The following is a 21,820-nucleotide window of genomic DNA, read 5'->3' as shown; positions in this document are numbered from 1 at the left end:
GAGCGGAACCGTCAGCAGCCGTGACCTAAATAACGGATATACATACAAAAATACCTGCGTCCCACAATCCGTCATCCCAAGGCTACGGAGCCTTGCGCCATTGCCTACAACTACGCCAGAATCCGCCGGCTTGTGCGCCTTGGCCCTGGGCTCTAACGTTTGCGGGTCGCTGTCAGTTCAGCGATCGGGTTTAGCAGCCTGGACAATCCTAGACGTACACTCTCCACATGCGTGAGCAGGCTTCAGCGCCTGCGCATCTTTGTCATGGCGGTTGTGCGTGGGAGACCTTAGGGTCTGCCGGGTTCTAGGGTCCCGGTCTGCTAACCCGCGTACAGTCGCCACCATTCTCGTTTAGCAGCGATATCTGGCGGCTCCATTACCCTAGGAGCGTCACTATGTACAAAGTCACACCCAACCCTCCAGAACCAGAAACCGACCCCAAGAAAATCCAAGAAGCCATCGATCGCACGCTCGATGACTACCTGAATCCCAAACAGGCCAAATCCGGGAAGAAAGCGTCGCCAGGCCAACTCTTCACCGTCATCGACGACATCGACACCGAAAGCCTGCTGGCCAACCTCAGTGAAAACCTGGCCTCAGCCGATGCCATGGTCAGCGACCTCGCGTTCGACCTGAAAGGCTCGCGGCGCCACGTTGCCTTCGGCATTCAGCAACTGATCGAACTGAGCAGGTTATTGGCAAACCGGATGTTGGATAGCATCAATCCACAACATTGACCGACATCGCCACAATAAATAGCCCCGCACTCTTTCAGAAGCGGGGCTATTTTGATTTATCTGGGAGACGCAACCAGCACAATTGGCGAGTGCATTAACGTACCGTCAAATCCATTCTGTACCCTGCTCCCGGAGCGCCCTCGTGCAACGCCGACTGAATCCTTTCATACAAAGCATTGGCCTCCGCAGTCGTGATTGACCGAGAACAATCACGCAGTACGACGCGCAGTAGAACATTCTCCTGATCGGCCAGAAGGCCGAGCCGCTCAATAGCTTGGGGGGGCAATTCAGACGAGACCCAACGTCCTTTGATCTGCATTTCCTCGATCCAGCCAGAACAGTCCCCGGCCGCCTGCAGCATCCTTTCAGTCAGCACCTCCTCACTCAATCCAGGAGACACCGCCACCGAAATATCCCTAGAAATCGAAGGCAAGCGCGAAACGGCGTTCCACGGCCGCAGATCTTGCATTTGGGCCTGCACCCGCTCGTTAGAGTCACGCAACAAACGGATATCTGGAATGCCCTTGCGTAGCATCGTCAGCCGATCCAGGCCCATTCCCAACGCCAGTCCACCATGGCGCCGAGGATCAATTTCTAATCGCCGCAGCAGCGAAGTGGCGATAAGGCCACATTCGAGTACTTCAACATGGGCGCCGTCGTTCAATACATTCACTTCGATTCCGCCCTCGGTGTAGTGATGCGGGCTGTCGCTGTAGACCCAAGGTTTATCGGGTACCGCGGCGCCGAGAATATCGCCGACCAGACGCAACAGATGCTCGCGATCCGAAAGTTCTGGATCGCCCAGAACCCAAATATCCATTTGATGCGGTTCAGCGCAATGCCATCTATCCCGACTGTCGCGGCGAAAGGTGATGCCCGGAGCGGCCAGCAGGATCATCGCCCCCTTCTTGCGCTCTTGAGCAGCCCGTTGAAGGGCGGCGGGAATCTGGCTGGTGGTTTGCGTGCGCAGTAGCGAATGTTCGCTCACCCAGCGAGTGTGTTCACTGCCCAAGGTGATCTCTGCCGGGTCGTAGCCTAGCAGTCCATAGTTTTCTTCAGCAGATACGATACGCGGGCCAGTCTGAATACGTGCCCGAGGCCAGCCTCTACGGATCAATCCCTCGACAATTTCATTAACCATCAGCCGAACCGCATGGACGGGTGTTTCCGTCAGGTCTGTTACGGACAGCGCCTGCTGGAGAGCTGCATCAGACAAATATTTTTTTGTACCTGCCATTTCCGACCCCTCAGTTTAAAACCTCAAACGGATAGCAATAAAACCTATCAACACTAGACCACCAAAACAATGTCAGAGAGTCATTTACTTAAATTTCAGAAATCCGCTACAGACACTTCCCACACAAATAACCTATTCACAGACGACCGACAAAAAACAGCACGATTCATTCTAATAACCCTCCAACAAATCCATTCCAAATTTTAGAAAAACTTGAATTAATAGACCTCCCCTGTTCGACAAAGGGGTTCCCAACAAAAAGGAGGGTACATATGGAACAGCAAATAGATACATCAGAGAAACTGAGTCGCCTGAGCTCGGGCCCGGAAAACTTTGGATGGGCTCCATTGGCTTGGGCCTACACGGAGGACTGACTTCCGCTAACCAGCGGACGGCATGTACATGCCGTCCGCCTATCCAGGAGCACCCCATGTCATCCATGACCAATATCCACACACTTTTTGGAGAAGAAGAATTCTGGGTTATCGCAGACTCACAAGAATTCCTTGATGAGTGCAGTCATCAAGGATTGAACACAGCGCACATTCACGAGCTCAGCACTCTTCCTCGAAATAGCATAATTTTCTCGTTCAGCAATACCGCGGCCAAGCTCACATTGGAGATTGCCAAGGCCACCCCAGTCAAGAAAAGCGTTTTCTGCGCAGCACAGGTCTTTGATCCGTCTTTCAGAAGCGCGAACTACAGTTTGCATTTACTGCTTAACAGCGATTTCAAAAAATCATTAGAAAGACAGCGTTTCTTTTTAAACATGCTTAACTCCCATGGCTCATTCTTCCTATCAGGCGAAGGCACTTCCGGAATAGTCACACTCCGCTGCCAAGCAGAACCCTACGCGTTGATAGAGGAAGACGTTTCAGAGAATTTCATACACTCAGCAGCCGAGTTCTTCGAAGTGCACTATGCCCACATGAATATCCATGAAAGCTGTCCGTTTTGCTTGAACGGAAAACTTAAGATTTCTGGAATCTTAACGGTATTAAGAAAAGCCAATCCACAACTACCTGATAACATTCGAGTCATGCTCGAACAGTTATCAGATTCGATAGCCAAGGCGGGGGGGTGGCTGACAGTCGTGGAAAACAAGGTCACGTCCCTACAAGCCGACAACGAGGAACATATCGAAACCTTGAAATCAGCTGCCGGGGTTCGAGGACTCGGACTGACCGAATTCGCCATCGGCGTCAACGAAGAAATAGCAGCCTTCATAGATTACAAGGTGAACTCTCAAATGAATGAGGGTATCAACGGTGTCCATTTAGCTATCGGAGATGGCTCCAGCGGTTTTCACATTGACTTCCTCAGTCCAGACGTCAATGTCACCCCAGTTGTTTAACAACGCTGGTCGCTCGAAATCCGGAAGTCCCAGGCACAAACCCTCAAGCCAACAAAAAGCCCCGCTTCCTTCCAGAAGCGGGGCTTTTTGCGTATCAGGCCACCTGAGGCTGTGCGCTCACCGGCTGTAGCGGCAACAGCGGTGCATGGGGATCGGCCTTGACCGACTCACGCCACGCCGCCAGCCACTCCGGATGAGCCTCGCTCCAGACCTGCTCATGCAGGCGGGACAGGGCGACCGGGTCGCTCAGCAGGGCCAGTCGCTCGGCGTTGCTGAGACCGGCCGGGCCGACCTTCAGGGCGTGACGAACACGTTCGACCCGCAGCCATTCGATCGGCTCGGCCTTGCCGTGACGCGAGGTTGCCAACGCATACGCCAAGGCATTCTGTTGCGGATCGACCACCGCCCGGATGAAACCGTCTTTGAGCGCATGCCAACGGTTTTCATGGGTGTACTGGTCTGTCGACAGCAGCTCCTGTGGCGGTGCGTATTCCTCAGGGATCAGGAACAGGCTTTCATCACGGGACTTCAAGCCCAGGCCCACGCGGCTGGAAATCACCGATACCGGGATCGACAGCATCAGCGACCCGACGATCGGCACCAGCCACCACAGGAAGCTTGGGTTCAGCCAGATCACCAGCAAGGCCCAGAAGAAGCCCAGCAAGGTTTGCGGACCGTGGCGCTTGACCGCTTCGCTCCATGGCGTGGAGTCGTCGTCACGCTGCGGCGAGTTCCAGGTTGCGGCCCAGCCCAGGAATGCGGCGAGCACGAAGCGGGTGTGGAAAATCATCCGCACCGGCGCCAGCAGCATGGAGAACAGCATCTCCAGCAGCATCGACAGCGTCACCTTGAACTTGCCGCCGAACTCCTTCGCACCCTTGGCCCAGATCAGCACAATGCTCAGCAGCTTGGGCAGGAACAGCAGCACGATAGTGGTGGAGAACAGGGCGATGGCCTTTTCCGGGTGCCATTGTGGCCACAACGGATAGAGCTGGCGCGGCTCAAGGAAGTACTGAGGCTCCATCAGCGTGTTCACTGCCAACAACGCAGTGGACAGCACCAGGAAGAAGAACCACAGCGGCGCCGACAGGTAGGACATCACGCCGGTCAGGAATACCGCACGGTGCACCGGGTGCATGCCCTTGACCAGGAACAGCCGGAAGTTCATCAGGTTGCCGTGGCACCAGCGACGGTCACGCTTGAGTTCGTCCAGCAGGTTCGGCGGCAGCTCTTCGTAGCTGCCCGGCAAGTCATAGGCAATCCACACGCCCCAGCCGGCGCGGCGCATCAGCGCAGCTTCGACGAAGTCGTGGGACAGGATGGCACCGGCGAACGCGCCTTTACCGGGCAGCGGCGCCAGGGCGCAGTGCTCGATGAACGGTTTCATGCGGATGATCGCGTTGTGGCCCCAGTAGTGGGATTCACCCAACTGCCAGAAGTGCAGGCCGGCAGTAAACAGCGGACCGTACACCCGGGTGGCGAACTGCTGCATGCGCGCATACAGCGTGTCCATGCCCGAGGCGCGTGGCGCGGTCTGGATGATGCCGGCGTCCGGCGTGGCTTCCATCAGGCGCACCAGGCTGGTCAGGCACGTACCGCTCATGACGCTGTCGGCGTCGAGCACGACCATGTACTTGTAGTCGCTGCCCCAACGACGGCAGAAGTCGTCGAGGTTGCCGCTCTTGCGCTTCACGCGACGGCGACGGCGGCGATAGAAGATCTTGCCGAAGCCACCGGCTTCACGGCAGACGTCCAGCCAGGCCTGTTGTTCGGCGACGCAGATATCGGTTTCGTTACTGTCGCTGAGCACGAAGAAGTCGAAGCGATCCAGGTCACCGGTGGCGGCCACAGACTCGAACGTGGCGCGCAAACCGGCGAATACCCGTGGCACGTCTTCGTTGCAGATCGGCATCACCAGGGCGGTGCGGGCGTCCTTGGGAATCGGTTCGTTGCCGGCGCTGGCACCGGAAATACGGTATTTGTCATGGCCGGTGAGCAATTCGAGAAAGCCCATCAGCGCCGTCCAGAAACCTGCCGAGACCCAGCAGAACAGGATCCCGAACAGAATCAGGATGCTGGTTTGCAGCGCATAGGGCAGCACCTGCGTGGCGGTCTGCAACAGCGGTTGATGCAGGACTTCTTCCAGGTCCACGAACGACCAGCCCTGGTACGGCATGATGCCTTTCATGTACCAGCCGGCGACGATGGTCTGGCCAAGCATCAATATCAGCAGGATGTAGCGGCGGGTCGAGCCCACGGTACGCCAGCGTGCATGGGGCAGCACGCGCTCATCCTTGGGCGGCTTCGGCGGGTTGGTACGACCGGTCAGGCGCCGCCAGGCGCGCACCAGGATATTGGTGCGCCACGGCTCCGGCACGACCTTGGTCCGACGAATGGGCGGCGTGGCTTTCAGGCACACCCGACCACTGGTGTCGAGCCCCAGCATTTCGGCGTCCTCGAGCTCTTCGGCAGTGCTCAGGGTCAGCCGGCGGCCCACCGAAGCTTGCGCCGCCTCGGCAGGCGCGTCAAAGGTCGAGGAGGACAGGCGTTCGTGCAATTCGCTGAAGGACTTGCAGCCCGCCAGTTCGGCGCGCTGCTCGTCGGTCATGGGTAAATGGGCCAGGTACTCGCTGAGCGTCTCTGGCTGTACTGGAGTATTACTCATCGGCTGGCAACTGATAGCTCCAGGTCTCGGTCAGGACTTGTTCAGTCGGTTCCGGTTCCTGCTGGGTTGGGGTCGGTTCAACAGCAGCGTCCGCCGTCTTGACGGCCTTGGCTTCGTCTTTCGCTTTTTCTTGGGCGAGTTCTCTTTCGGTCTGCTGCCGGGCAACCTTATCGGCCTTGGCCAGGGTCGTGGTCACGGAGTGCGAGGCGGCCGGGGCTTCGACAGGCGTCAATGGACGAACCAGCGCCGCGCGCATTTCGGTGGCCTGTTTCGAATCCTTGATCTTCAACCGCAGGGTCAAGCGCCAGCCCTTGGTTTCAGGGTTGTAGCGCACGCTATTCTCGACGATCTCGCCGTTTTCGCCGACGCTCACCTGGCTACGCACATCGGCGTCTTCCGGCAGCGCTTGCAGGGACGGACCTTCGAAATCCACCAGGTAGGCCACGCTGCCATCCGGCTGACGAATCAGGTTGGACTGCTTCACGTCACCGGTGGAGCGCAGGGTCTGCTTGACCCAGGCGCTGTCAGGCGAGTGCAGGCTGGCTTCGTCGAGGGTCCAGTGCAGGCGGTAGCTGAAGTCCAGCGGCTGGCCTGGCTCCGGCAGTTTTTCCGGGCTCCAGAAAGCAACGATATTGTCGTTGGTTTCGTCGGCGGTCGGAATTTCTACCAGGTCGACCGACCCCTTGCCCCAATCGCCTTTAGGTTCGATCCAGGCACTTGGACGCTTGTCGTAGCGGTCATCCAGGTCTTCGTAATGGCTGAAGTCACGCCCCCGTTGCAGCAGGCCGAAACCACGCGGGTTTTCTACCGAGAAGTTGCTCACGGCCAGGTGTTTCGGGTTGTTCAGCGGGCGCCAGATCCACTCGCCGTTACCGGCATGGATCGACAGGCCACTGGAATCGTGCAGTTCGCGACGGTAGTTCAGCACCTTGGACGGTTGGTTGGCGCCAAACAGGAACATGCTGGTCAACGGGGCGATGCCAAGCTTGTTGACGCGATCACGCAGGAACACGCGCGACTTCACGTCAACGATAGTGTCGGTGCCCGGGCGCAAGATCAGCCGATAGGCGCCAGTGGCCCGCGGCGAATCCAGCAGGGCGAAGATCACCAGGTGCTTGTCGGTCGGTCTCGGACGCTGGATCCAGAATTCGCGAAAGCGTGGGAACTCTTCACCTGATGGCAACGCGGTGTCGATGGCCATGCCACGAGCCGACAAGCCATAGACCTGGCCCTTGCCGATGACGCGGAAGTAGCTCGCGCCCAGCATGGTCATGATTTCGTCTTGCTTGTCTGCCTTGTTGATCGGGTACAACACGCGAAAACCGGCGTAGCCCAGTTGCTCGGTAGCCTTGGGATCGAATTTCACGTCGCCGAAATCGAAGCGCGACGGGTCGTACTTGATCTCATCGACGGTGGTCGCGGTGATTTCGTTGATTTTCACCGGCGTGTCGAAATGCATGCCCTGGTGATAGAAGGACAGCCTGAACGGCGTCTTCTGGTCGGCCCATTCGGCCTTTTCGGTGCGGAAACGGATTTTTTGATAGTCAGCGAATTTCATATCGCGGAATTCATTCGGCAGATTGCTGCGCGGGGCTTCGAATTTTTGCCCGGCCAGTTCTTGAGCCTTCGCCGATACATCATCGAGGCTGAATGCCCACAGTTGGCCTGCGCCGAACAGGCAAAGCAGGGCCGAGCCCGCTACCAAAGCGCGTCTAAACCGTTTGGCAGTCATTTTTGGTGCATTACAGGGACTAACAATCACGAGCAACCCTCGCCGAAAACTGATCAAAAAACCAACGGCCAGATAAAGTATCTGCACGGTAACGGCGCTGAAAAACCGTTCCTGCTGACCACTCTTGCCAAGTTGGCGAGCATTGTTCCGACTCCGATGGGACAAAATGATTCCCCAAACGGTTCAGGACAAGTCTCTACCTAAAGTCAAATGGACCAGCGAGCGCTGATCCCCCGTAGCGCGCGATTATCTAGTAGCCCGCGTGACAACGCATCAGGGGCCGCAAAGTATTTATCGAGAAAACACCCTGTTTTGCCCCGAAACAGGACCGAAAAGATGTTTCAAACGCTTTCAGGCCTGTAACAGGAAGGTTACCGGGCCATCATTGACCAAATGCACCTGCATGTCGGCGCCGAATCTACCTGATGCCACAGTGCCATGCACCTGTTTCGCCTGGCTCAGCAGATAGTTGAACAACTCTTCTCCCAGGGCCGGTGGCGCGGCGGTCGAAAAGCTCGGGCGCAAACCACTTTTGGTGTCTGCCGCCAAGGTGAACTGCGACACCAGCAACAAGCCACCACCGACATCCACCAGGGACAGGTTCATCTTGCCGTCGGCGTCACTGAACACTCGATAGTTAAGCAGTTTATGCAAGAGCTTGTCGGCACTGGCCCGGGTATCCCCGGGCTCGACGGCCACCAACACCAGCAAGCCTTGATCCACCGCCCCGACGATCTCGCCTGATACTTCGACCCGCGCGCCGCGAACTCGTTGCAACAGCCCCTTCATGCTTCTTCAGGCGGCAGGTCGAGCAGGCGCCGGGCCATTTGCGCAGCGGCGCGCACCAGTGCGTCGGTGATCCCAGGCTCCGAAGCGGCGTGACCTGCGTCGCGAATCACCTGCAGTTCGCTGTTGGGCCAGTTCTGGTGCAGCTCCCAGGCATTGTCCAGTGGGCAGATGACGTCGTAGCGGCCATGCACGATGACGCCCGGCAAATGGGCGATCTTGCCCATGTCGCGAATCAACTGGTTGGGTTCGAGGAAGGCGTTGTTGGTGAAGTAGTGGCATTCGATCCGGGCGATCGACAGCGCCCGCTGCGGCTCGGAGAAGCGATCGACCACCAGCGGGTTCGGACGCAGGGTCGCGGTGCGCCCTTCCCAGGTGGACCAGGCCTTGGCCGCGTGCATCTGGGCGATCTGGTCATTACCGGTCAGGCGCTTGTGGAAGGCGCTGAGCAGGTCATCGCGCTCGTCCAACGGGATCGGGGCGATGTAGTCCTGCCAATAGTCGGGAAACAGACGACTGGCGCCGGCCTGGTAGAACCACTCGATTTCCTGCGGCCGGCAGAGAAAGATCCCACGCAGGATCAGGCCATGTACCCGCTCCGGATGAGTCTGGGCGTAGGCCAGGGCCAGGGTCGAGCCCCAGGAGCCGCCAAACAGCACCCACTTCTCGATACCCAGGTGCTTGCGGATGCGCTCCAGGTCTTCGACCAGATCCCAGGTGGTGTTGTTTTCAAGGCTGGCATGAGGGGTGGACCGACCGCAGCCGCGCTGGTCGAAAGTGACGATGCGGTACAGGTTCGGATCGAAGTAGCGGCGGCTCTGCGCATCGCAGCCAGCACCCGGGCCGCCGTGAATGAACACCACCGGCAGGCCTTCGGGGGAGCCGCTTTCATCGACATAGAGCGTGTGGGTGTCATCGACAGCCAGATCGTGCCGGGCATGGGGTTTGATCTGCGGGTACAAAGTCTGCATTGCGCGCTCCGTAAGGGGTCGAGTCATCCCTGTGGGGACGTCTATTTAGTCTGCCGTCCGGCATCATAAACCCGAATTACCTTAATGAGCATGTCCCCTGCGCAGTCAAAGCATGTCAGCCAGGTACGCCAGCAGCGTGCGATACATCTGATCGACCTCCGGCACCTGGCCCCGACCGCGCAGGCAACCGTGGACCAACCCTTCGCCGACAGACAGCGCAGCCGCTACCCCTGCGGCGTTCAGCCGCTCGCTATAAAGGACACCATCGTCGCGCAGCGGGTCCCATTGCGCCACGAGGATCAGTGCCGGCGGCAGGCCGCCCAGGTGATCTGCAAGCAACGGCATGGCATAGGGCGAGGGCCGAACGCCCCCCAGGTACAGCGCCTCATAGCACACCAATTCGCGGCTACTCAGGAGTGGCGCATCGAAACATTCGTGACGCGAGGGCAGGTCCGCGGGGCCACCGAGCGCCGGGTAAATCAAGACCTGAGCCCGGGGCACCGGTTGCCCCGCATCGCGCAAGGCCAGGCACAACGCGGCGGCGAGATTGCCGCCGGCACTGTCGCCGACCACCAGCCGGCGACATGGGTCAATGGCCAAGGGCGCGGCTGCCAGATGACGCCACACGGCGAGGCAATCGTCCAACCCGGCTGGAAACGGATGCTCTGGTGCCAGCCGATAATCCACCGCCAACACCAGCACACCCAGGGCAGCCGCCAGCTCCATGCAGATGAAGTCATGGGAGTCCAGGTCCCCCACTACCCAACCACCACCGTGCAGATAGAGGATGCACGGCCAGCCGGCGGGTGGCGCGGCGCCCCGTGGGTGATAGGCGCGCACGGCCACACCGGCCAGTTCGAAATCCTCGATGGCCAGTGTTGGCGGGCATGCCGGGGTGAACGCCCGGCACATTTGGCTGTAGGCCTGGCGCAGACCGGCGAGGCTGTCGTCCGGGCTGGTGAAGCTCAGGGTTTTGTCGATGAAGGCTGACATCTGTTCTGAGAGTGGATATGAGGCCATGAAGAACACCACCTATTGAAATGTGGGAGCAAGGCTTGCCCGCGATGGCGGTGTGTCAGTCGACATAATGTTTGGCTGTACCACCGCCATCGCGGGCAAGCCTTGCTCCCACAGATAGCTCACTCCACCACAGATAGATCGCCCGCCACGATATGCAAGGTCACTTCTTGAGACTGGCCTGCACCGCCGCCACGCCATCCTTGCCATCGAAGCTGGTCACGCCAGCCAGCCAGCGCTGCAAATCTTCGGGATGCTCGCGCAGCCATTGCCGGGCGACGTCCTGGGGCGTCTTGCGCGCCATGATCGGCACCATCAACTGACTCTCCTGGGCGGCGGTGAAGGTGAGGTTTTCCAACAAGCGGTTCACATTCGGGCACCGTTGGGCGTAGTCCGGCGCGGTGACGGTGGAGACGGTCGCGGCGCCTTCGTTCGGGCCATAGACGTCCTCGCTGCCGGTCAGGTAGGTGATGTTCATGTTGATGTTCATCGGGTGCGGGGTCCAGCCGACGAAGACCACGAACTCCTTGCGATTCACCGCCCGCTGCACCGCGGCCAGCATGCCCGCTTCACCGGATTCGATCAGCTTGAAGTCCTTGAGGCCGAAGTGGTTGGTTTCGATCATGGTCTTGATGGTGGTGTTGGCCCCACTGCCCGGCTCGATCCCGTAGATCTTGCCACCGAGCTGGTCCTTGAACCGGGCGATGTCGGCAAAGGTCTTGAGCCCCGCCGCCGCCACGTAGTCTGGAACAGCCAGGGTGGCCTGGGCGTCGGCCAGGCTCGGCTGGTCCAATACCTTCACTTGGTTGGCCGCCAGGAACGGCGCGATGTTCTTGTCCATCGCCGGCTTCCAGTAACCCAGGAAGATGTCGAGGCGCTTGTCGCGGATGCCGGCGAAGATGATCTGCTGCACGGCGCTGGTCTGCTTGCTGTCGTAGCCCAGCCCGGTGAGCAACACATCGGCCATGCCGCTGGTGGCGATCACGTCGGTCCAGTTGACCACGCCCATGCGCACGGTCTGGCACGACGCAGGCTCGGCGGCCATCGCCCCGACGCTCAAGAGGGTGGTACCGCAGAGGATCGACAGACAGCGTTTGAACAGTCTTTTCATCGGGAAGGTCTCGTGCGGCAGCGGATTATTGTAGGTCGGTGTCTTGCTGCACCGTGCCCAGAACATTACGCAGCGCCGAGGGGCTGAAGATGAACTGTGGCGACTCGGTTTTGCACGGTGGCGACAGTTCCCATTCCAAGGAATCAGGACACATACACTTGTGGCGAGGGAGCCTGTGGGAGCAAGGCTTGCCCGCGATGAAAACAACGCGATCGCTCTGAAACCGCGGCGCCTGTATCGCGAGCAAGCTTTGCTCCCACAGATAAATCCCCTCGCCACAGGATATTGGGTAGGCGTTTATTTTTTGTAGGTTCGTTGTCCCCACGCCAGGAAGCCTTCCAGCAACTCCCTGAGCACCACCTGAGTCGGTGCCGCCAAATCAGCGCGGTAGTTGAACGGTTCGAACTCTTCCATGTAAGTGCTCTGGCACAGTTCCAGTTGCACCGCGTGGATGTCTTCGGCCGGGTTGCCGTACTGCCGGGTGATGTGTCCGCCCTTGAACCGCCCATTGAGCACGTGAGTGAACTGACCGTGACGGGCGCAGATGGCTTCGAGCTGGCTGGCCACGATCGGGTCGCAACTGGCACCGTTGAACGTGCCGAGGTTGAAGTCCGGCAGCTTGCCGTCGAACAGGTGCGGGATCACCGAACGGATCGAATGGGCATCGAACAGCAAGGCATAGCCGAACTCGGCCTTGAGCCGCGCCAGTTCCTGCTGCAGCGCCTGGTGGTAAGGCATCCAGACCTGTTGCAGATACGTCGCCCGCTCCTCGGCCGACGGTTCCAGCCCTTCGCGAAACAGCGGCACGCCATCGAACAGCGTCGCCGGGTACAAACCGGTGGTGGCGCCGACGTACATCGGCTTGTCATCGGAGGGGCGGTTGAGGTCGACGACGAACCGCGAGTACTCCGCGGCCAGGGTGCTGGCGCCCAGTTCGGCGGCGAACTCGTAGAGCCTTGGGATGTGCCAGTCGGTGTCTGGCAGGCTCTGGGCCTCGGGGATCAACCCGGCCTGTACCGCCGGGGTCAGGCGCAGGCCGGCGTGAGGCATGCTGATCAACAGCGGCACGCGCCCTTGCTTGAAATTCAGGACCTTCTCCACAACCATTCTCCTCAATCGATTTCCACGCCGTGGCGCACGACGCGTTTTTCCAGATCGCCACCGAGCCAGTACGCCAGGTCGGCCGGGCGGTCGATGTGCCAGGCGACAAAGTCCGCGACCTTGCCGGCTTCCAGCGAACCGTGGGTGTCAGCCATGCCCAAGGCCTGGGCGGCATGAATCGTCGCCCCGGCCAGGGCTTCTTCCGGAGTCATCCGGAAACAGGTGCAGGCCATGTTCAACATCAGGCGCAACGACAACGCCGGCGAGGTGCCAGGGTTGAGATCGCTGGCCACGGCGATTTTTACGCCATGCTTGCGCAGGGCTTCCATGGGCGGCAGTTGGGTTTCGCGCAGGAAATAAAACGCGCCCGGCAACAGCACTGCCACGGTGCCTGATTCGGCCATGGCCTTGGCATCGTCCTCGGTCATGAACTCCAGGTGATCGGCCGACAGCGCCTGGTAACGCGCCGCCAGGCTTGAACCGTGCAGGGATGACAACTGCTCGGCGTGCAGCTTCACTGGCAGCCCCAGTTGTTGCGCGGTGATAAACACCCGCTCGACCTGCGCCGGGGAAAACGCCAGGTATTCGCAAAAGGCATCCACCGCATCCACCAGCCCTTCGGCCGCCAGGGCCGGAAGCATCTCGGTGCAGATGTGCTCGATGTAGTCGTCGGCGCGATCCTTGTACTCCGGTGGCAAGGCGTGGGCCGCCAGGCAAGTGCTGCGTACGCTGACTGGCAGTTCGGCGCCGAGGCGTCGGATGACCCGCAGGATCTTGCGCTCGCTGGCCAGGTCCAGGCCGTAGCCTGATTTGATTTCCACTGTGGTCACACCGTCGCGCATCAGGCTTTTCAGGCGTTTGGCGGCGCTGGCGAACAGTTCGTCTTCACTGGCGGCGCGGGTGGCGCGCACGGTGCTGGCGATGCCGCCACCGGCGGCGGCGATCTCGGCGTAGCTGACGCCTTGCAGGCGCTGCTCGAACTCACCGCTGCGGTTGCCGCCGAACACTGTATGGGTGTGGCAGTCGATCAGCCCCGGCGTGACCCAGGCGCCCTTGAGGTCGTTGACCGCCGGGTAGTCACCCGTCGGCAATTCGGCACGCGGGCCGATCCACTGAATGTGCTCGCCTTGGGTGACGATCGCGGCGTCTTCGATGATCGAGTAGACGCCCTGGGCCATGGTGGCGGCGTGGCAGTTTTGCCAGAGGGTTTTCATCCCGATGCCTCCGTATGATTAATGACAAGCGCACACGTAGGAGCTGCCGAGTACAACGAGGCTGCGATCTTTCCCCAGACAATTGAGTCGTGAGCGAACGCACAACAGATCAAGATCAAAAGATCGCAGCCTTCGGCAGCTCCTACAGGATGCACGCTCTTGAGCAGTTAAAGGCTCGGCAACAACTGCGCCGTGACCAATTCGTTCAGGCACCGACTCGCCAGCAATTCAGTGGCCGCATTGATGTCCGGCGCAAAGAAGCGGTCCTTCTCATAAAACGGCACTTCTGCACGCAGGAGTGCCCGGGCTTGCTCCAGCTTGGCCGAGGTCTTCAAACCGCCGCGCAAATCCAGCCCCTGGCATGCTGCGAGCCATTCCACCGCGAGGATCCCACGGGTGTTCTCGGCCATTTCCCACAAGCGCTTGCCAGCGGCCGGGGCCATGGAAACGTGGTCCTCCTGGTTGGCCGAGGTCGGCAGGCTGTCCACCGAATGGGGATGGGACAGCGCCTTGTTTTCACTGGCCAGGGCGGCAGCGGTGACCTGGGCGATCATGAAACCGGAGTTCACCCCGCCATTGGCCACCAGGAACGGCGGCAGTTGCGACATGTGCTTGTCCATCATCAACGAAATACGGCGCTCGCTCAGGGAGCCAATCTCGGCAATCGCCAAGGCCATGTTGTCGGCCGCCATCGCCACCGGTTCGGCGTGGAAGTTGCCGCCGGAAATCACGTCGCCCTCGGCGGCGAACACCAGCGGGTTATCCGACACCGCGTTGGCCTCGATCACCAACACTTCGGCGGCCTGGCGGAACTGGGTCAGGCAGGCGCCCATCACTTGCGGCTGGCAGCGCAAGGAGTACGGGTCCTGGACCTTGTCGCAGTTCTGGTGCGAATCCGACACTTCGCTGCGCTCGCCCAGCAGATCGCGGTAGGCAGCGGCGGCGTCGATCTGGCCCTTCTGGCCACGGGCGGCATGGATGCGCGCATCGAATGGCGAACGCGAGCCGAGCACCGCTTCCACCGTGAGGCTGCCCAGGGCCAGGGCCCCGGCGAACAGGTCTTCACCTTCGAACAGACCACGCAGGGCAAACGCGGTGGACACCTGGGTGCCGTTGAGCAGCGCCAGGCCTTCCTTGGCGGCCAGGGTCAGCGGCGCGAGGCCCGCCACTTTCAGCGCGTCGACGGCCGGCAGCCATTCGCCTTTGTAGCGAGCCTTGCCTTCTCCCAACAACACCAGGGACATGTGGGCCAGCGGCGCCAGGTCACCGGACGCACCCACCGAACCCTTGAGCGGAATGTGCGGGTAGACCTCGGCATTGATCAGCGCAATCAGCGCATCGATCACCTTGCGGCGGATGCCGGAAAAACCTCGGCTCAGGCTGTTGACCTTGAGCACCATGACCAGCCGTACCAGCGCATCGCTGATTGGCTCGCCCACCCCGGCGGCATGGGACAGCACCAGGGAGCGCTGCAGGTTTTCCAAGTCTTCGCTGGCGATGCGGGTCGAGGCCAGCAGGCCGAAACCGGTGTTGATGCCGTAGGCGGTGCGGTTCTCGGCAAGAATCTGTTCAACGCAGGCAACGCTGGCTTCGATCTGTGCCGAGGCGCTGGCGTCGAGACTCAAGGTAACCGGCTGCTGATAGATGTCACGCAATTGAGCCAGGCTCAGTTGGCCGGGAATCAGGTTTAAGGCAGTCATGTATTGCTCCTTTTGAGAGTTTTGTTTTCACCCGCCAGTCGCTCCGGAATGTTCCGTTATCCGTCACCTTCGCTTTGTGGGCGATGCCTTGTGGGCAAGAGGTGCCTTGGCACGCTGGCGCTTTTTTGATCAATTCAAATTCGGTAATACGCTGTGCAGCACGTTCGGGTCTTTGAGCAGACCGGCGGCACTGGCGATGTCCGGCGCCAGCCAGCGGTCCTGGTCGTAGGCCGGGACGCGCTCGCGCAGCAGTTTCCAGGCAATGCCGGTGCCGGCGCCGAAGCGCTGGGTCTTGAGAAACTCAAAGGCCTGGGCCGCCAGCAGGTATTCGATGGCGAGGATCTGCGTGCAGTTTTCCAGCGCCTGGTGCAGCTTCAGGGCCGCGTTGGTGCCCATGCTCAGGTGGTCTTCCTGCAACCCGGAGGTGACGAAATTATCGAGCACCGCCGGTTGCGCCAGTTGTTTGTTCTGCGCGCACAACGACGCGGCGACGTATTGCACGATCATCATCCCCGAGTTCACCCCGGGGTTGGCCACCAGGAAGGCCGGCAGGCCGCTGACGTGGGGGTTGATCAAGCGGTCGAGGCGGCGCTCGGCGATGGAGCCGATCTCAGCCATGGCAATCGCCAGCAGGTCCGCCGCCAGCGCCACCGACTGGCCGTGGGGATTGGCCTGGGACATGACCCGGAAGTTCTCCGGCGTACCCAGCAACAGCGGGTTATCGGTCACCGCGTTGAGTTCGGTTTCGATCTGTTGCCGAGCGTGGGCCAACTGATCGCGCGCCGCGCCGTGCACCTGGGGAATCGAGCGGATACTCAAGGCGTCCTGGGTGCGAATGCCCAGGCTCGCGGCGATGACTTCGCTGCCGTCGAGCAACGCGCGCAAATTGCTCCCGACCTGCTGCATGCCCGGGTGTGGCTTGAGGGCGATGACGTCGGCATCGAACGCGGCAATCTGTCCGCGCAGGGCCTCGAAGCTCATGGCACCGATCACGTCGGCCCATTGCACCAGCCGCGTTGCATCGGCCAGGGCCAGGCAGCTGAGGCCGGTCATGCACGGCGTGCCGTTGACCAGGCACAAACCGTCCTTGGCCCCCAGCTGCACCGGTTGCAAACCCTCTGCGGCCAGGGCCTGTTGCGCCGGGATTATTTGCCCGCGATAACTGACCTGGCCGACACCCAGCAGCGCAATGCCGATGTGGGCCATGTGGGTCAGGTAGCCCACCGAGCCCTGGGACGGCACTTGCGGCGTGATGCCGCGATTGAGCAGCGCCAACAGCGCTTCGACCACCCGGCGGTGAATGCCGGACTTGCCCTGGCTGTAATTGAAAATGGCGGCACAGAGAATCGCCCGGGTCTGCTCGTCAGAAAGCGGCGCGCCAACACCACAGGCATGGCTGAGCAGGGTGTTGCGCGACAGTTGGCTGAGTTGTTCGTCCTTGAGCGAAACATTGCACAAGGCTCCCAGGCCGGTGTTGACGCCGTAGGCGCGCTCGCCACTTTCGACGATGCGCTGGACGATGGCCTGGGCATTGTCGATCCGCGCCCAGGTCTGGGTCGACAGCTCGAGCACAGCGCCAAAGCGGGCAACGGCGACCACGTCCTGCCAACGCAATGGGGCGCCTGTGATTATGATTTTTTCAGCCTGGGACATCTAAAGCCTCATGCACATAAAGTTGCCAATAACATTTGTGGCGAGGAGCGGATATCTGTGGGAGCAAGGCTTGCCCGCGATAAAAACAACGCGATCTCTCTGGAACCGAGGCGCCTGTATCGCGAGCAAGCTTTGCTCCCACAGATAAATCCCCTCGCCACAACTGAGTCCTGCCTTACACCACCGCCGCCCTGCGCTGCACAAACCGATCGACATACTCATCCGCTGGCGAGTGCAGGATCTCCCGGGGCGTGCCGACCTGGATCAGCTTGCCATCCTTGAGAATCGCGATGCGGTTGCCGATGCGCACGGCCTCGTCGAGGTCGTGGGTGATGAAGACGATGGTCTTGTGCAGGGTCTTTTGCAGCTCCAACAACTGGTCCTGCATCTCCGCACGGATCAGCGGGTCGAGGGCGCTGAAGGCTTCGTCCATGAGGATGATGTCGGTGTCCGCCGCCAAGGCCCGGGCCAGGCCGACGCGCTGACGCATGCCACCGGAGAGCTGGTGCGGGTATTTGTTCTCGTAGCCTTTCAGACCCACGGTGTTGATCCAGTGCTGCGCCCGCTCGGAGCACACCTGCTTGCTCTCGCCACGCACTTTCAAGCCATAGGCGACGTTATCCAGCACGCTCTTGTGGGGCAGCAGGCCGAAGCTCTGGAACACCATGCTGATCTTGTGCCGGCGAAATTCGCGCAGGGCGTCCATGTCCAGTTGCAGGATGTCTTCGCCGTCCACCAGGATCGCGCCACTGGTAGGATCGATCAGCCGGTTGAAATGGCGCACCAACGTGGACTTGCCGGAACCGGACAAGCCCATGATCACGAAGATCTCACCGGTGCCGATACTCAGCGACAGGTCGTTGACGCCAACCACGCAACCGGTTTCGGCCAGCACCTGGTCCTTGGTCTTGTTCTGGCGGATCAGCTCCAGGGCGTCCTTGGAGCGATTGCCGAAAATCTTGAAGACGTTCTTGACTTCGATCTTGCTGATGGCTGCGTTGCTCATTTGCTCACCTCATGCCGAGGACGACCATAGGCCTGGGTAATGCGGTCGATGACCACGGCGAGAATCACGATGGCCAGGCCCGCTTCCAGGCCACGTCCAACGTTGAGGGTCTGGATGCCCACCAGTACGTCTTCACCCAGGCCACGGGCGCCGATCATCGAGGCGATGACGACCATCGACAGGGCCATCATGGTGGTCTGGTTGATCCCGGCCATGATGCTCGGCAGGGCCAGGGGCAGTTGCACGCCGAACAGTTGTTGCCAGCGGTTGGCGCCAAAGGCGTTGATAGCTTCCATCACTTCGCCGTCCACCTGGCGGATGCCCAGGTCGGTCAGGCGAATCAGTGGCGGCGCGGCGTAGATCACCGTGGCGAAAATCGCCGGGACCTTGCCCAGGCCGAACAGCATCAACACCGGAATCAGGTACACGAAGCTCGGCATGGTCTGCATGATGTCCAGCAGCGGCATCAGCACCGAACGCAGGCGATTGCTGCGCGCCGAGAGAATGCCCAGCGGAATGCCGATCAATACCGAAATGAATGTCGCCACCAGCATCAGGGCGAGGGTCTGCATCAGTTTGTCCCACAGGCCCACCGCGCCCACCAGGAACAGCAGGCCGACAATGATCGCCGTGGTTGCGACCTTGCGGGTGGCGTGCCAGGCGATGCCGCCGACGATGGCCAGCATCAGCCACCAGGGCGCCATGCGCAGCAGGCCTTCGAGGTTGACGATGGCCCACAGCAGGGTCTCGGAGATGTGCCGGAACACATCGCCATAGTTGGTCACCAGGGAGTCGACCCAACCGTTGACCCAATCGGCGATGGAGAAGGTAAAGCTTTCGGGAAACATAAGAGACTCTCGATCAAGTGGATGCGGTGAACGTCCCGGCCAGCCCCACGGTTGGCCGGGAAGTATTCGACCTACAGAGCCGCGTCGATTTTCTTGGCAGCGTCTTCGCTTACCCAGGCGTGCCAGACTTCAGGATGTTCCTTCAGGAAGATCTTCGCCAGTTTCGGCGACTCGATCCGCTCCTTGGCCATGCGCCCGAGGTTCTGGTTCAGGATATCGATCGGCAGGTTGACCTTTTCCAGCACCGCCACCAGTTCCGGGGCTTCGTCGTGGAAGGTCTTGGACAGGCCGACCTTGATGCTTACGCTCTTGTCCACGCCCGGTTTTTCTTCCAGCTTCACCAGGTCCACCTGGCCCATCAGCGGCGTGGGCGACCAGTAGTAGAACAGGATCGGCTCGCCACGCTTGTAGCTCGACAGCACCGCCGCATCCAGTGCCGGGCCGGTGCCTGGACGGAAGTTGGTGTAGGTTTTTTCCAGGCCGTAGCTTTTCAGCATTTCGCTGTTGTCCAGCTCGCAGGTCCAACCAGCCGGGCAGTTGTAGAAACGGCCCTTGGACGGTTCTTCCGGGTCCTTGAACACGGCGGCGTACTGGCCCAGGTCAGCGATGTTCTTCAGGCCCGGTGCCTTGGCTTCGAGCTTGCGCTTGGCGTCGCCTTCAACCACGTAGCGCGGCACGTACCAGCCTTCGATGGCGCCCACGACCGGGGCACCGACGCCGACTACCTTGCCGGCCTTCTCGGCCTTGTTCCAGACTTCACTGCGGCCGACCCATTCTTCGGCAAACACATGGATGTCGTTGCTGCCCAAGGCGTTTTCCATGGTGATGGAGTTGCCGGGCAGGCTGTCGGTCTTGCAGTCGTAGCCTTTTTCCAGCACCACTTGCATCACGTCGGTCAGCAGCATGCCGCTTTCCCAGTTCAGGCCGGCGAACTTCACCGGTTTACCCGACTCGCACCAACCCGCCGCTTGTGTGGCGCCGGCGCTGGCCAGCAGGCCCATGGCAAGCAATGTGGTCAGCAGGGTCTTGTTCGACTTCATTATGTGACGCTCCTAATCAGTTGGATTGGCTTACGGCAGTCAAGAGGCATCCAGCCCTGTCAACGTCCCATCAGACCGCTTGGATGCGGCCCGCCCTGCTCGGTTGTGCGTCAACCGCGTCCTGCTCGACCGGCAGGATCAATTGATCGGGTACTGCGCTGTGCCACTTCCTGGCGACGACGTAATACAACGCCGCCGGGACCACCAGGCCGATGATCCAGGAAATATCCACACCGCCCATGGCTTCCACCAGCGGACCGGTATAGAACTTGGTGGCGATGAACGGCAATTGAACCAGTACACCGAAGACATAAACGCTGATACCGAGGGCGTTCCAGCGACCGTAGCGACCGTTCGGGTCGGCCAGTGCCGGCACGTCATAGCGCTCACGAGTGATGCAGTAGTAGTCCACTAGGTTGATCGCGCTCCAAGGCGTGAAGAACGCCAGCAGGAACAGGATGAAAGACTTGAACGCACCGAGGAACGAGTGCTGGCCGAGCAGCGCGATCAGGGTCGCAGCGCCGACGATGACCAGCACGAAGACCAGACGCTGCAGGCGCGTTACGTTCAAGTGACCCCGAAAGCCGCTGATGATGGTCGCAATGCACATGAAACTGCCGTAGGAGTTCAGTGTGGAGATGGTGACCTTGCCGAACGCGATGCTGAAGTACAGCAGCGCGGCGGTGGCGCCGGTGCCCCCCAGGCCAACGATGTAGGCCACTTCGTGACCGGCAAACTGCCCGTTGGCCGAGGCCGCGGCAAACACGCCGAGGATCATCGCCACCTGTGCGCCGATGACTGAACCGGCGCCCGCGGCAAAAAAGGTTTTGACCGAGGACGTCTTGCTCGGCAGGTAACGCGAATAGTCCGCTACGTAGGGGCCGAAGGCGATCTGCCAGGAGGCCGCGAGCGACACCGCCAGCAGGAAACTGCTCCAGCTGAAATGGCGGATTTGCAGGAGTGCGCCAACGTCCGTCTGGCTCATCAGGCGAGCGAACAGGTAAACAAAGGCAATCACACCAAGGATGCTGGCGACACGGCCAATGAAGTGAATCACCCGATAACCGAGCACCGTGACCAGCACGATGACACTGGCAAAAATGAGGATGCCGACACTGTCGCTGACGCCAAACAACTGGCCCAGCGCCTGGCCGGAAAGCACGGTTCCCGTTGCGGTGAAACCCAGGTACATCAGGCACACCAGCACGATCGGGATGGCCGCGCCATACACACCGAACTGCACACGGCTGGAGATCATCTGCGGCAGGCCCAGCTTGGGCCCTTGCGCGGCATGCAACGCCATGACGCCACCGCCGAGCAGTTGGCCGATCAGCAAACCGATCAACGACCAGAACACATCACCGCCCAGCACCACCGCCAATGCGCCGGTGACAATGGCAGTGATTTGCAGGTTGGCCCCCATCCAGAGGGTGAACTGGCTCAACAATCGGCCGTGTCTCTCCGTTTCCGGGATGTAGTCGATCGAACGTTTCTCGATCAACGGCTTGCTGCTTGCGCGCGTGCTGGTGACAGCCATGGTTCAACCTCTGTGGATTGTTCTGGTCATTGGATAACGCCCCTGTAGGAGCTGCCGAGTGCAACGAGGCTGCGATCTTTCCCCTGACACTTGAATCTCAAGCGAAAGATC

Annotated in this window: 17 protein-coding genes; 2 read left to right on the top strand and 15 right to left on the bottom strand. The window is 60.5% G+C overall.

The genetic code is table 11. From position 1 onward, the window contains the following. The first annotated feature begins 395 nt into the window (after positions 1–395). A complete protein-coding gene (locus AC09SL_RS12810; protein ID WP_064106962.1) occupies positions 396–737 on the top strand; it encodes a DUF6124 family protein in 342 nt (113 codons plus the stop codon). A gap of 94 nt (positions 738–831) precedes the next feature. On the opposite strand, the gene srmL is transcribed toward AC09SL_RS12810, so the two are convergent. Further along, positions 832–1,974, bottom strand: coding sequence for a PheS-related mystery ligase SrmL (gene srmL / locus AC09SL_RS12805; protein ID WP_058546438.1), 1,143 nt, complete (start codon positions 1,972–1,974; stop codon positions 832–834). A gap of 430 nt (positions 1,975–2,404) precedes the next feature. Here srmL and AC09SL_RS12800 point away from each other — a divergent pair, with 430 nt between their 5' ends. Then, complete coding sequence (locus AC09SL_RS12800; protein WP_058546439.1) at positions 2,405–3,328, top strand: CgnE/CgnB domain-containing protein; 924 nt, start codon at positions 2,405–2,407, stop codon at positions 3,326–3,328. 94 nt (positions 3,329–3,422) lie between these two features. Here the strand turns inward: AC09SL_RS12800 and mdoH are convergent, their stop codons facing one another. The 14 genes from mdoH to AC09SL_RS12730 form a co-directional block, all read right to left on the bottom strand. Further along, complete coding sequence (gene mdoH / locus AC09SL_RS12795) at positions 3,423–5,993, bottom strand: glucans biosynthesis glucosyltransferase MdoH (RefSeq protein WP_058546440.1); 2,571 nt, start codon at positions 5,991–5,993, stop codon at positions 3,423–3,425. Next, entirely contained in the window at positions 5,986–7,755 is a 1,770-nt protein-coding gene (locus AC09SL_RS12790) for a glucan biosynthesis protein G (RefSeq protein ID WP_058546449.1), read from the bottom strand. Before AC09SL_RS12790 ends, mdoH begins: the two co-directional genes overlap by 8 nt. Before the next feature lie 321 nt (positions 7,756–8,076). Then, positions 8,077–8,514 carry a D-aminoacyl-tRNA deacylase gene (gene dtd, locus AC09SL_RS12785; RefSeq protein WP_058546441.1) on the bottom strand — a complete coding sequence of 146 codons (438 nt, stop codon included), beginning with the start codon at positions 8,512–8,514 and terminating at the stop codon, positions 8,077–8,079. Then, the gene (pip, locus tag AC09SL_RS12780; protein WP_003196909.1) at positions 8,511–9,482 is read right to left on the bottom strand and encodes a prolyl aminopeptidase; all 972 of its coding nucleotides are present in this window, start codon (positions 9,480–9,482) and stop codon (positions 8,511–8,513) included. Before pip ends, dtd begins: the two co-directional genes overlap by 4 nt. Positions 9,483–9,587: 105 nt before the next feature. Next, a complete protein-coding gene (locus AC09SL_RS12775) occupies positions 9,588–10,502 on the bottom strand; it encodes an alpha/beta hydrolase (RefSeq protein ID WP_058546442.1) in 915 nt (304 codons plus the stop codon). A gap of 160 nt (positions 10,503–10,662) precedes the next feature. Continuing rightward, positions 10,663–11,610 (bottom strand): choline ABC transporter substrate-binding protein, encoded by a 948-nt coding sequence (locus AC09SL_RS12770; RefSeq protein WP_058546443.1) that lies wholly within the window; start codon positions 11,608–11,610, stop codon positions 10,663–10,665. Positions 11,611–11,907: 297 nt separating this feature from the next. Beyond that, positions 11,908–12,711, bottom strand: coding sequence for an N-formylglutamate deformylase (hutG, locus tag AC09SL_RS12765; RefSeq protein WP_058546450.1), 804 nt, complete (start codon positions 12,709–12,711; stop codon positions 11,908–11,910). Positions 12,712–12,722: 11 nt separating this feature from the next. Continuing rightward, positions 12,723–13,925, bottom strand: coding sequence for an imidazolonepropionase (gene hutI / locus AC09SL_RS12760; RefSeq protein ID WP_058546444.1), 1,203 nt, complete (start codon positions 13,923–13,925; stop codon positions 12,723–12,725). A 167-nt stretch (positions 13,926–14,092) separates the two neighbouring features. Then, on the bottom strand, positions 14,093–15,625 hold the full coding sequence (gene hutH / locus AC09SL_RS12755) for a histidine ammonia-lyase (RefSeq protein ID WP_058546445.1): 1,533 nt from the start codon (positions 15,623–15,625) through the stop codon (positions 14,093–14,095). 129 nt (positions 15,626–15,754) lie between these two features. Next, a complete protein-coding gene (gene hutH, locus AC09SL_RS12750) occupies positions 15,755–17,278 on the bottom strand; it encodes a histidine ammonia-lyase (RefSeq protein ID WP_058546446.1) in 1,524 nt (507 codons plus the stop codon). A 175-nt stretch (positions 17,279–17,453) separates the two neighbouring features. Next, positions 17,454–18,284, bottom strand: a complete 831-nt coding sequence (locus AC09SL_RS12745; RefSeq protein WP_058546447.1) for a quaternary amine ABC transporter ATP-binding protein — start codon at positions 18,282–18,284, stop codon at positions 17,454–17,456. Next, on the bottom strand, positions 18,281–19,132 hold the full coding sequence (locus tag AC09SL_RS12740) for an ABC transporter permease (protein WP_058546448.1): 852 nt from the start codon (positions 19,130–19,132) through the stop codon (positions 18,281–18,283). Before AC09SL_RS12740 ends, AC09SL_RS12745 begins: the two co-directional genes overlap by 4 nt. A 71-nt stretch (positions 19,133–19,203) precedes the next feature. After that, positions 19,204–20,172, bottom strand: a complete 969-nt coding sequence (locus AC09SL_RS12735) for an ABC transporter substrate-binding protein (protein WP_064106963.1) — start codon at positions 20,170–20,172, stop codon at positions 19,204–19,206. A 70-nt stretch (positions 20,173–20,242) separates the two neighbouring features. After that, positions 20,243–21,709, bottom strand: a complete 1,467-nt coding sequence (locus tag AC09SL_RS12730; protein ID WP_058546163.1) for a purine-cytosine permease family protein — start codon at positions 21,707–21,709, stop codon at positions 20,243–20,245. Between the last annotated feature and the right edge of the window lie 111 nt (positions 21,710–21,820).

It is taken from the genome of Pseudomonas sp. PF05 (assembly GCF_056521845.1).
Note: the sequence above shows the minus strand (reverse complement) of the source record. Positions and strands in the feature narration are given on the sequence as shown.